Origin of the sequence: Acinetobacter sp. CWB-B33 (assembly GCF_039655955.1) — a bacterium.
In the GTDB taxonomy this organism is placed as follows: domain Bacteria; phylum Pseudomonadota; class Gammaproteobacteria; order Pseudomonadales; family Moraxellaceae; genus Acinetobacter; species Acinetobacter bouvetii.
Genome location: NZ_JAGFEU010000001.1, coordinates 449,367 through 460,714 on the forward strand (window position 1 = coordinate 449,367; position 11,348 = coordinate 460,714).

Here is an 11,348-nt window from a genome sequence, read left to right on the forward strand (position 1 = left end):
AGTCCTTATTTAGAATGAGCGCGGTAAATCAAGTAAATGTTCAGCGACATAACTGAGAATTAGATTTGTTGAAATAGGCGCAACTTGATACAGACGGGTTTCACGGAATTTACGCTCAATGTCATATTCATTGGCAAATCCAAAACCGCCATGGAATTGCAAGCAATGATTCGCTGCTTCCCAGCTGGATTTAGCAGCCAGATACTTGGCCATATTGGCTTCAGCACCACAGGCTTGACCATGATCGAAAAGTTCACAAGCACGGAAACGCATGAGATTTGCAGCTTCAATCTCAATGAAAGATTCGGCAAGCGGGAACTGTACCCCCTGATTTTGACCAATTGGGCGGCCAAAGACTTCGCGGTCTTTTACATATTTGGTTGCACGATCCATAAACCAATAGCCATCACCAATACATTCCGCAGCAATCAAGGTACGTTCTGCATTTAAACCGTCGAGAATATATTTAAAACCTTTGCCTTCTTCACCAATCAGGTTTTCTTCAGGAATTTCCAGGTTCTCAAAAAACAGTTCGTTAGTTTCATGATTTACCATATTCGGAATAGGCTGCACGACCATCCCTGATTTCATCGCTTCTTTAATATCAACCATGAAAATAGACATGCCTTCAGATTTCTTTTTCACTTCAGCTAAAGGCGTTGTACGCGCAAGCAGAATCATCCAGTCACTATGTTGCACACGTGAAATCCAAACTTTTTGGCCATTTATTACATAACGGTCGCCTTTTTTTACTGCAGTCGTGCGAATTTTGGTGGTATCTGTACCTGTTGTCGGCTCAGTAACTGCCATTGATTGCAAACGCCATTCACCAGAAGCAATTTTAGGTAAATAGAATTCTTTTTGCGCTTGAGATCCGTTACGCAGCAGAGTACTCATGTTATACATTTGGCCGTGACAGGCGCCTGAGTTGCCGCCGCTGCGGTTAATTTCTTCCATGACCACAGAGGCTTCCGCTAAGCCTAATCCAGACCCGCCAAACTCTTCGGGAATCATTGCAGCGAGCCAGCCCGCATTGGTTAAAGCATCTACAAATTCTTCAGGATAGGTTTTGTCTCCATCAATTTTACGATGATATTCATCTGGAAATTGTGCACACAATGCACGAACTGCTTCACGAATTTCTGGGTAGTTATTAAAAGTGCTTTTCACTTGGATATCCTTATCTTGATCTCTTTATGTTTTAGATCATATATTGTTATGTTAATTAATTTAAAATAATATATTTTGATGGAATGCATGCTGGAAAATTATTGAAATGGATATTAAACAGTTACGTACTTTTATCACTATTTTAGAAGTTGAGAACCTTACGAAGGCGGCAATGATGCTGAATATTGTGCAGCCTGCAGTATCACGCCAAATTCAAATGCTTGAAGAAGAATTGGGGGTAAAATTATTCAACCGTTCACGTCATGGTATGGCTTTGACCGATGACGGCAAGCTGCTTGAACCTTATGCAAGAAGAATCTTGGATGATGTTGAAAGTGCTAAATTAGAATTGACTGCTAATAAAGGTATTATTCGAGGAAAAGTTCATATAGGGATGTTATCAAGTATTAGTGAGCTGCTGTCTACTTTGATTATGAGCATTATCAAAGAAAAATATCCTGAAGTGCAAGTTAAGATTTCTGTTGGGTATTCAGGGCATTTAAAAGAATGGCTAGAAGCTGGAGATATTGATCTAGCCTTAATGTATGATTCAACGCCTTCTAAATTAATTGACTTGACGCCTCTAGTAAGAGAGCCTTTATTTTTAATAGGCGCAGCACAAGCGCCCCTGCAACTAAATATATCTATGGGTTTAAAAGAAATTGAAAATTTCCCATTAATTTTACCATGTCATCCTCACCGCTTGCGAACGCTCATAGAACAGGCTTGTAAACAAAATAAGTCGACTTTAGATATTTATGCTGAAACTAATGATTTAAATATTCAGAAGCAGCTTGTAATACAAGGCTTTGGTTACACTATTTTGCCTTTAGTGTCAGTTATTAATGAGTTTAATACTGGTTTAATGAGAGCTGTGCCAATTGCGGGTAATGACTTTGTACGTGTGATTACTTTAGCAATGCATTCTACAAGAAACATACCAAAGCATGTTCGCATTATTACTAGTGAAATTATGGGATGCGTAGAGCGCTCCATTGATGAGAAAAAATGGCCAAATGCTGAATGGATTTACGAGAGAATATAAAATGAGATGTCTTTGCTGCTATTTATAAGGTGAATAAATAAGCCTAACTGCTCTTCTAAATACCTAAAACAACTCTATATGGTTTAAATCCTTATTCCGTGAATTTATTCAACACGGCCTTGCCGGCAGTGTTTCGTACCATAAGCCTCATCCTATAGACAGAGTCAATCTGCTCATCCAATGGAATCTGAGCAAGCAAGTCTCTAAGTACCTGAGAGTCACTGACATTATTCGTATGAATAGCCACCGATTTTGCAGGCACTTTTTAGTTAGATAAAATGGCTAATTAATGAGGTGCTTATGCGATTAATGCTGAAGAAAGGCAAACCAGATCAATCTGCGTTGCAATATGCCCATGAATTATTGGCCGCCGTAGGCTTAGATAAGTTTGCTGACCGTAACCGAATGAGCTTTCTGGAGGGCAACAGCAGCGTGTGGCGATTGCACGTGCACTGATTACTCAGCCTGTACTATTGTTGGCCGATGAACCGACAGGTAATCTCGATACTCAAACTGCCGTGGAAATGTTTGAATTATTTCGTAAAGTACATCGCGAACATGACTGTGCAGTCTTATTGGTGACTCCTGATCCTAGATTATCGGCAACCTGTGATCGAACCATTAATCTGGTTGATGGGAGAATTGAGAGTGATTCCAAACACGAGATGAAATGAGTGCGAATGTGGATTAAGCTTCTGGGAATAGCAGTTCAAAACATATACCTTCTACGCTATTGACTGCCTGATACATTCCCTGATGAAGCGTTAAAATGGATGCCACAATCGATAGGCCTAAACCACCCGTTTGATGAGGGCTTTGTCTGCTGGAACTGCACTGATAAAAACGCTCAAAAAGATGAGGCAAATGCTCAGGAGCAACTTCCAAACCACTGGTGATCACAGATAATGTAATCATCAGCATATTATTAATGTTCTTTCTGTGGCTAAGCACATATATAGTTCGGTAATTGCCTCCGTGAATGAGCGCATTTGATATTAGATTATACAGCGCTTGTTGTAACAGTTCTGGATCTGCCGATAGCTCAGTCGCTTCAAGCCTTAAAACAAAATTGCAGTGTTGTTCTTCAGCTTTATATTCGAAAATGCTGAATATATTTTCTATAAATAATTGAAGTTGAATTTTCTGTTTGTTTAAACAAACTTTGTGTGCATCTGCGCGGGCGAGAAATAACATGCTGTCAATCATTCGTTTTAAACGTTGATAGTCCTCCAAGTTGGAAATCAAGAGTTCCTGATACTGTGCGGGACTACGTTCATTCATGAGTAAAATTTCAGTCTGCCCGATTAAATTATTCAATGGGGTTCTAAATTCATGGGCAATGTCTTCAGAGAAGCGATTCAGTTGGCTATATCCCATTTCAATACGGTCAAGCATGGCGTTGATATCGGATGCTAGTTGTTCAATCTCTTGAGGGGGATGAATCAGATTGAGTCGCTGCTTAAGTTTGTGAATATTGATGGCATGAGTCTGTTCTCGCAGAGTTCTTAATGCGTTCAATCCCAGACGGCTAGCAATGGCACAGAGTATGAAAATGGCTAAGATACCTGTAAAAACATAAATGAAAAGACGTTCTTGAAAAGGCGAGATGATAGCTAAACGTTCAGACCACTGTTTGCCTGCAATTAACACATAGGGCTGCTGATTGATTTCAATGGTTTTCCAAGCAATACGGGTGGGGTAAGTATGAGCAGATAAATCTTGGAATTGAATCTGTGGCTGATGGGTAAATTCAGGCAGTGGAATGCCAAGAGGATTGATGTTGATGAGAATCTGATTGCCTTGAATCAATAAAAACAAATTATCCTGATTTCCCAACATATTTTGATACAGCTTCGGACGAGCGATAATCTGTTCAATATTGCTACTGTCTTGTAGCAAAATTTCCAGTCGCTCAATTCGTTCAACCAAAGCCCGATCTTGCTGAGCAATTAAAATCTGGTTGATACCCAGATAGGTCATAAATGCTACGGCGCACAAGACCATTGCAGCACACCCTGTAACCAAGAGTGTTAATCGGAGTTCTAAAGAGCGAATGGGCTTGAACATTATGCTTCCACTGAAATTTTATAGCCCAAGCCACGGACAGTATGAATTAATTTTATCTCATGCCCCTCGTCAATTTTACTGCGTAAGCGTCGTACCGCGACATCAATAAAATTCGTATCAGTATCAAAATTGATATGCCAAACTTCGGAAGCAATTTGCCTACGCGTAATAATTTCATTTGGGTGCCGTAGCATGAAGTGCAATAAATTAAACTCCTTTTTACTGAGTTCAATTAACTGCTCATGTCGCCAAACTTTATGATGGATTAAGTCCATTTTTAAATTGCCTATCCATAACTCATTTTCCTGAACATACTGTTGCCGTCTCAGCAGACTTTTAATACGTGCGAGTAATTCAATATACGAAAAAGGTTTGGCCAGATAGTCATCGGCACCCAGTTCCAGACCTTTGACCCTATCAATAATTTGATCTTTGGCAGTGAGAAAAATCACGGGTATATGGGAAAATTGACGTAATACTTTTAAGACTGCCCAGCCATCAATATCGGGCAGCATCACATCTAATATGACTAAGGTATAAGGTTGCATTTTTAGTTTTTCCAAGCCTTCGAGCCCTGAATGAACACATTCAGCGGCATAGCCAGATTCATTTAAGCCCTTCACCAGATATGAGGCGATCTTCACTTCATCTTCGATAATTAGAATACACATTTTGCTCAGACTCATTTTGAAGATGACAACTTTGTAATGTGATTGTCATGCTTCAAATCATTCAGGTTATATAAGATTTTGTAAAACTTAATTCGGGGCAATCATGATGAACAATCTCAAAGGGTTTGTTTTAACAGTAATGCTGATGAGTAGCAGTACTTTTGCACAAACCGTTCAATTGAATCAAGTTTATTCACTCGATTCCAACGCTGCAAACATCCTTGTTGATGCCGCAGTGACTGCTTGTCAAAAAATACAGCACAACATTGCTGTGGTCGTGGTTGATCGGGGAGGAAATACCTTGATGGCAAGTAGGCATGAAAATGTCGGCCCCCATAATTTGGGCGCAGCCGAAAAGAAAGCCTATACCGCTTTATCGACCAAAACAGCGACCTTGCTGTTAAGTCAAAATGCTCAAGAAAACAGTGATACAAAAAATTTAACCACTTTATCTAATTTGCTGTTGTTAGGAGGTGGTTTACCAGTGCGTTATGAAAATCAGGTGGTCGGTGCAATTGGGGTTGCGGGTGCAGGAGGCGCCAAAAATGATCAGTATTGTGCTGAGGCAGCCATTCAGTCTAGTTTGAATCGTTAAGGATTCCATTATGTTTAAGAAGTTTTTACCACTCTCAACACTGTTATTAACATCAATGACGTTTGCACAAAATAACCCATTAAGTGTACATGTGTTAAATCTAGAAAATGGTTTACCTTCTGCTGATGTTGAAGTAGTGCTCGAAAAGAGTTCTGGCAATAAATGGGTGCAGCTGAATCAGCAAGTTACAGGGTCGAATGGTCGTATTACAGCACTTTTTCCTGAAAATCAGCCGTTAGCGCAAGGGATTTATAAGGTCACGTTCAAAACTGGTGACTGGTTCAAAAAGAATAATCAGAGCACTTTTTTCCCAGAAGTCCCCGTTATTTTCAAAGTTGATGGCAGTGTCAGTCACTACCACATTCCCTTATTATTAAGCCCTTATGGATACTCGACCTACCGAGGTAATTGATAATCTAAAGGGCTGGTAAAACTAGCCCTTTTAATTGCTTATAATTAGTAAACGTTAGAAAGAATCACAAAAAATTCATGCCCATATTTTTATACTCTTCACCGAATCAGAATAGATTCAAGTTGTACAAGGGATGTGATGAGGCTTAAAGGCCAAAAATTAGCTTTTACTATTATTTGATTAAAAATGAGAATGGCGTGAATCAATTTGCTGAACAAGATTTATCAAGAATTATCGAAATGGCCTGGGAAGATCGAACCCCTTTTGAAGCTATCGAACGTGAGTATAGTTTAAATGAAGCGACTGTGATTCGTTTGATGCGAAAAAACTTGAAAGTATCTAGTTTTAAAATGTGGCGTGAACGGGTTACCGGTCGAAAAACCAAGCATTTGCAGCTGCGATCACCTGATGTAATTCGGGCTTATTGTTCAAGGCAGTATAAACGTTTCTAAGCGCTTGACTTTGTACACCGTCTGGACTCACGTTTACATCGTTCAGAACAGTATCTGACTTCTTCCCAGCAACGTTGCCATTTCTTACGCCAGTTAAATGGGCGTAAGCAGTGAATACAGATTTTTTTAGGAAGATGATGTTTTTTCATTTTATAACTCATCAAGCCGACTAAGGAGCTGCTGCGCATGGGTGATAATCTGCTGCCGATCTTGAAGTTTATCGAGTTGTCGATAGATCATGCCCATACGTGGATGAGTACGAAATATCGCTTCATGCCGAATCATAAAAAACCAGTATAGACTGTTAAATGGACAGCTGTCCGGCTCGGTACGGGTTTTGACATTGTAGGTACAGTGCTTGCAGTAATCTGACATTTTATTAATGTAATTGCCCGAAGCGGCGTAGGGTTTGCTGGCCATTAACCCACCATCAGCGTGCATTACCATGCCCAGCGTGTTCGGTAGTTCTACCCATTCATAGGCATCTGCATATACCGCCAGATACCATTCACTGATCTGCTGCGGGTCTACAGCACTTAACAGGGCAAAGTTGCCAGTAATCATCAAACGCTGGATGTGATGCGCATAGGCATTTTGGAAAGTATTGCGAAAACATTCCGCCATACAGTTCATCTGGGTATGACCAGTCCAGTAAAATTGTGGCAGCGGTGACGAATGCTGCAGTGCATTGCGGTTGGCATATTCCGGCATGTATAGCCAGTAAATGCCTCGTACATATTCGCGCCAACCCAGAATCTGCCGGATAAAACCTTCAACTGCATTCAGTGGTACATGACCGGCATGGTAGGCAGCTTCTGCCGCATCACAGACTTCTTTGGGCAATAGTAGGCCACAGTTTAAATAAGGTGAGAGCAGGCTGTGAAACAGCGTGTCTGTACCCTGTGCCATAGCATCCTGATAATCACCAAAATAAGGCAAACTATAGGCAATAAAATGTTCCAGAACACGCTTGGCATTACTGCGTGTGGTGGCCCAACGGAAATTGGCAAGACTTCCAGAATGCTGGCAAAACTCACGTTTAACCAGTGCAAGCACATCTAAATCAATCTGATCTCGTTCAAAATTAAGTTGCGGGGGCAAGGGCGGACTGCCCAACCAAGCCTTGCGATTGGCGCTGTCATAGTTCCACTGTTGCCCTATGGGCTGCTGTCTCTGCATCAAGTAACCAGTCTGCTTGCGCATTTCTCGGTAAAAATATTCCATACGCAGTGTTTGGTAGCGACTGGCAAAGTGGCGGAACTGCTCCAGACTACAGAAAAAACGGTCGTCATTCAGGCACTGTACGGGCAGTTGTAGCCGTTGGCTCCAGTGCTGTTGAATCTGCTGCTGTAGGCGGTATTCTCCACAGTGTGTAATTACCAGTCCTGTTACGGGGAGCAGTTGTTGTTGTGACTGCACAAAATCCAGCAGGCTACGAATAGGACTATCAGATTCAAAAGCATGATACCGTACACGCCAACCATCAGCTTTAAGCGCCTTGGCAAAGTGACGCATCGCACTAAAAATCAGCGCAATTTTCTGCGGATGATGGGCGACATAAGTGGCTTCCTCAACCACTTCGGCCATCAGAATTACATCCTGAGTGCGATCCAGTACTTTGAGCGTAGCTAGCTGATGATGAAGCTGGTCTCCCAGAATTAAACCGAAACGCATACCAATCTCAAAGTTTATAAACACTAGAACAGTGTAAATGTAGGCAGCTCAATTTTTTGTGAAAATACAGATCATCCCAAAGAGACTGTGTCAGATGCGGATCAACCATTGCACAGAAATCATCATCACTTGAGCAAAGCTGTATTTATCTATAAAAATTTCAAACCATTTTACAATACTCGAATTTAATGATTGTTTAATGCATAGTCGGTGTGAAAATTATGTGATTTTAATCAAAAAGATACAAATTATTGTGTTTGTAATTCAGGCAGCTTTCGCCTAGTATCTGGCTAGAAGTTACTCCATGTAAGCTTCCTTAGTTTTGTCCCATACATCCTCTGTGTGGGATTTTTTTTAATCAAGGAATTGTCATGAGCATACATTCAAAAGCGTATATTTTTAGACAGCAACAATTACTGGTGGATGAGCATTTCCAGTTGCCGCATGTAGAACGACTGCAGCATGACCTGAACCTGTTGGAAAATGGCGAGATCATTGCTCGTGACCTGAAAGAAGACGAACCGATACCGGAAGGTTATCAGCTGGTTCCGATCCGGCAACTGGTGCAAGTCTGGAGCATACCGCAGTTTGAACAGGCCAGCCGTGCGGTACAGTTACTGGAATGGCGCCGTAACCACCGCTTTTGCAGTAAATGCGGTCACGCCACCCAGCAGCATACCAGCCAGTATGCCATGGTCTGTCCATCCTGTTGCTATAACCAGTATCCGCGGGTAAATCCTTGTGTGATTACCATCATTACTCGAGGTGCAGATGAAATTTTGCTGGCAAGAAATGCCCGCAACAAAACCCAGATGTACAGCCTGATTGCAGGCTTTGTTGAAGTTGGAGAAACTCTGGAAGAGGCAGTACGCCGCGAAACGCTGGAAGAAGTGGGGCTACAAATCAAAAATATTCAATATCTGGCCAGCCAGCCGTGGCCTTTTCCCAGCAACCTGATGATGGCTTTCAGGGCAGAGTATCACTCGGGTGAGATTCAGATTCAGGAAGATGAACTCAGCGACGCGCAATTTTTCAAGTATGATCAGTTACCCGAAATTCCGTTCAAGGGTAGTATCGCTTATGCCATGATTCAGCACGTGATGCATGAAACGCCTGTTGCAGATGACAGTAAAGAATGGCTTTGAAATTTAAAAAGAGAAATGTTTGAATATTTAGATGATAATTTCAGGCTGAAATAAGAACGGAAATCTAGAAAAGGAACTCTCAGCACTTGCCACGGACTTTGCCCGTTTTCACTCTATAGACTGAAATAAAGAGCTTGGCAATGATGGTGCTGCATAGTTTTTTAGTGTGGTATCATCGGTTCGACCATGTGAATGTGCTGTATTTTAAAGACCACTATAAACAGATGCCGTCCTGAATAGGTTGGGAATAATTTAGATAATCTTGAAAATTTTTCCACTTGAAGAACTTTGGAAAAACATATCAAAGCTAGGTCGAATATCTTCACCATCCACGGTTATATATTTGATATGGGAGTAAGACTGGCTAGCGTCAAAATGGTGATTAACTGTGGCCTGAATAGAATATTTGATTCCGAATTGATCTTTTATATTTAGATTTTGTTTAAGCATTTACATATACCTTTAATAACAGCACGAAAGAGAAACAATTACATGGCTTCATTATTCATAAATTTTAAGTTAAATCACTTTATGATTTAACTTAAATAATTGATTCATGGAGATATAAAATGTACGACTATCTAAATTTAAATCTACTTCAACGCCAGATTCTAGACGTACTTTTTTACCAACTTCGATCGTTTTAAACCCTTCACGTGTATTTTGCATTTTATTTAAAGGGATTAACGAGACAATAATTTCAGTACCATTTGTAGATTTTGCCACTAATTCATTATTTTTTAACAATGTGTATCCTATTTTTGTGATTTTTTCGAAGAATATGATTAACAACTTTTGAATTAAAAAAGTACAGCGACGTACTTTTTTAATTCATCTAATTACTTAGACCGCAGTAATATTAACTGCGTTTGGTCCTTTTTGACCTTGAGCGATGCTGAATTCAACTTGTTGACCTTCAAATAAGGTTTTAAAACCTGAACTGGCAATTTCACTGAAGTGAGCAAAAACGTCTGGGCCAGATTCTTGTTGAATAAAACCAAAACCTTTAGTTTCATTGAACCACTTAACCGTACCTTTAACAATATTTGAGTTTGACATAATAAATCCTACTGATTTTTTAATAATTTTAGCCATTTTATTGACTGCTGATAACTTGGAAAATAATAATGAATGAGACTTAAAATCTAAAAAAACGAAGGATTATGAATAAAACGACGATACTTAACAGAGATTGAATGAAACAAGACTTTTTTCTAGTTAGGATCACTATACATTAAAAATAAATTTAATCAAGTTTTTTTATATGTATATTTAATTATCTTATAAAAGACATCTGAATCTGGAAAGAGTCTGTTGATCTGGTTGACTTTTTTTAACAAGTCTATTGACAGCACTGATACATTCAAACAGAAAAAACTAATTTACCGCTTAAAAATGGGATCCAATAAAAATGATTTTACCTATTTTTTCAGGCTATAAAATTGAAATTTTGCCTACATTCGTCCTGCATTTAATCTTCACATTTTGTTCACATCGACTTGGGTTATCTTAATCTTGGAAATCAAATAAGGCTTAAAAATGAAAATGCTATTCAAGTCACTTTTTGCCGCTACAGCGCTGGTCACCATTAGCTTAAGTATGACCACCCGAGCAGAAACGGTGAGGCCGCAGGCAGTAAATCAAGTGGATATTCAGAAGTATGCAGGTAAATGGTATGAAATTGCCCATTTACCGATGTATTTTCAGCGTAAATGTGTATCGAATATCATGGCACAATATAGTGTCAATGCCGATCAAACGATCGGCGTATTGAATAGTTGCCGAATTGCCAATGGAGAGATGATTAGCTCTGAAGGTGTTGCCTATTCGCAAAATCAGGGCAACAGCAAACTGAAGGTCAGCTTTTTGCCTACAGGTTTAAGATGGATACCATTTAGCAAAGGTCATTACTGGATATTACGACTGGATCCGGAATATAAAGTAGTGCTGGTCGGTGGACCGAATAATAAATACCTGTGGATTCTATCGCGTGAACCACAACTAGATGAAGCAACGTATCAGTCCTATCTAGAAACCGCAAAACATTATGGTTATGACGTGACAAAACTGATCAAATTGCCCCATTAATCTGTTACCCTTTTGCCGAACTGATAAAT

14 protein-coding genes and 2 pseudogenes are annotated in these 11,348 nt (G+C 40.0%); 7 read left to right on the forward strand and 9 right to left on the reverse strand.

The window, feature by feature from the left end; translation table 11 throughout:
• Positions 1 to 9: 9 nt before the first annotated feature.
• On the reverse strand, positions 10 to 1,170 hold the full coding sequence (locus JZ784_RS02160; RefSeq protein ID WP_346313631.1) for an acyl-CoA dehydrogenase family protein: 1,161 nt from the start codon (positions 1,168 to 1,170) through the stop codon (positions 10 to 12).
• Between the two features lie 106 nt (positions 1,171 to 1,276).
• Here JZ784_RS02160 and JZ784_RS02165 point away from each other — a divergent pair, with 106 nt between their 5' ends.
• Positions 1,277 to 2,215, forward strand: a complete 939-nt coding sequence (locus JZ784_RS02165) for a LysR family transcriptional regulator (protein ID WP_346313632.1) — start codon at positions 1,277 to 1,279, stop codon at positions 2,213 to 2,215.
• A gap of 119 nt (positions 2,216 to 2,334) precedes the next feature.
• Here JZ784_RS02165 and JZ784_RS02170 read toward each other — a convergent pair.
• Positions 2,335 to 2,468, reverse strand: a pseudogene (locus tag JZ784_RS02170) (transposase); the annotation flags it as partial.
• A 32-nt stretch (positions 2,469 to 2,500) separates the two neighbouring features.
• Here JZ784_RS02170 and JZ784_RS02175 point away from each other — a divergent pair.
• Positions 2,501 to 2,889: pseudogene (locus tag JZ784_RS02175) on the forward strand (ATP-binding cassette domain-containing protein); the annotation flags it as partial.
• 13 nt (positions 2,890 to 2,902) lie between these two features.
• Here the strand turns inward: JZ784_RS02175 and JZ784_RS02180 are convergent.
• Both JZ784_RS02180 and JZ784_RS02185 read right to left on the reverse strand, forming a co-directional pair.
• Positions 2,903 to 4,285 (reverse strand): heavy metal sensor histidine kinase, encoded by a 1,383-nt coding sequence (locus JZ784_RS02180; RefSeq protein ID WP_346314241.1) that lies wholly within the window; start codon positions 4,283 to 4,285, stop codon positions 2,903 to 2,905.
• The gene (locus JZ784_RS02185) at positions 4,282 to 4,953 is read right to left on the reverse strand and encodes a heavy metal response regulator transcription factor (protein WP_016166485.1); all 672 of its coding nucleotides are present in this window, start codon (positions 4,951 to 4,953) and stop codon (positions 4,282 to 4,284) included. Before JZ784_RS02185 ends, JZ784_RS02180 begins: the two co-directional genes overlap by 4 nt.
• A gap of 106 nt (positions 4,954 to 5,059) precedes the next feature.
• On the opposite strand from JZ784_RS02185, the gene JZ784_RS02190 reads away from it, so the two are divergent.
• The 3 genes from JZ784_RS02190 (at position 5,060) to JZ784_RS02200 (ending at position 6,412) form a co-directional block, all read left to right on the forward strand.
• Entirely contained in the window at positions 5,060 to 5,548 is a 489-nt protein-coding gene (locus JZ784_RS02190) for a heme-binding protein (protein WP_346314242.1), read from the forward strand.
• Positions 5,549 to 5,558: 10 nt separating this feature from the next.
• Entirely contained in the window at positions 5,559 to 5,960 is a 402-nt protein-coding gene (uraH, locus tag JZ784_RS02195) for a hydroxyisourate hydrolase (RefSeq protein WP_168378003.1), read from the forward strand.
• 197 nt (positions 5,961 to 6,157) lie between these two features.
• Positions 6,158 to 6,412, forward strand: a complete 255-nt coding sequence (locus JZ784_RS02200; RefSeq protein ID WP_346313633.1) for a TIGR03643 family protein — start codon at positions 6,158 to 6,160, stop codon at positions 6,410 to 6,412.
• Here the strand turns inward: JZ784_RS02200 and JZ784_RS02205 are convergent.
• Complete coding sequence (locus tag JZ784_RS02205; protein ID WP_168379796.1) at positions 6,409 to 6,561, reverse strand: DUF2256 domain-containing protein; 153 nt, start codon at positions 6,559 to 6,561, stop codon at positions 6,409 to 6,411. The two genes, JZ784_RS02200 and JZ784_RS02205, sit on opposite strands and share 4 nt — an antisense overlap.
• Position 6,562: 1 nt before the next feature.
• On the reverse strand, positions 6,563 to 8,086 hold the full coding sequence (locus tag JZ784_RS02210) for a cryptochrome/photolyase family protein (RefSeq protein WP_346313634.1): 1,524 nt from the start codon (positions 8,084 to 8,086) through the stop codon (positions 6,563 to 6,565).
• Positions 8,087 to 8,457: 371 nt separating this feature from the next.
• Here JZ784_RS02210 and nudC point away from each other — a divergent pair, with 371 nt between their 5' ends.
• Positions 8,458 to 9,231, forward strand: coding sequence for an NAD(+) diphosphatase (nudC, locus tag JZ784_RS02215; RefSeq protein ID WP_346313635.1), 774 nt, complete (start codon positions 8,458 to 8,460; stop codon positions 9,229 to 9,231).
• A 252-nt stretch (positions 9,232 to 9,483) separates the two neighbouring features.
• Here nudC and JZ784_RS02220 read toward each other — a convergent pair whose 3' ends face one another.
• The 3 genes from JZ784_RS02220 to JZ784_RS02230 all read right to left on the reverse strand — a co-directional run bounded on the left by JZ784_RS02220 (position 9,484) and on the right by JZ784_RS02230 (position 10,290).
• Positions 9,484 to 9,681 (reverse strand): hypothetical protein, encoded by a 198-nt coding sequence (locus JZ784_RS02220; protein WP_180027292.1) that lies wholly within the window; start codon positions 9,679 to 9,681, stop codon positions 9,484 to 9,486.
• Between the two features lie 69 nt (positions 9,682 to 9,750).
• The gene (locus tag JZ784_RS02225; protein ID WP_067670022.1) at positions 9,751 to 9,978 is read right to left on the reverse strand and encodes a hypothetical protein; all 228 of its coding nucleotides are present in this window, start codon (positions 9,976 to 9,978) and stop codon (positions 9,751 to 9,753) included.
• A gap of 96 nt (positions 9,979 to 10,074) precedes the next feature.
• Positions 10,075 to 10,290 (reverse strand): cold-shock protein, encoded by a 216-nt coding sequence (locus tag JZ784_RS02230; RefSeq protein WP_067670082.1) that lies wholly within the window; start codon positions 10,288 to 10,290, stop codon positions 10,075 to 10,077.
• Positions 10,291 to 10,770: 480 nt separating this feature from the next.
• Between JZ784_RS02230 and JZ784_RS02235 the strand changes: the two genes are divergently transcribed.
• Positions 10,771 to 11,319 (forward strand): lipocalin family protein, encoded by a 549-nt coding sequence (locus JZ784_RS02235; protein WP_346313636.1) that lies wholly within the window; start codon positions 10,771 to 10,773, stop codon positions 11,317 to 11,319.
• Positions 11,320 to 11,348 lie beyond the last annotated feature (29 nt).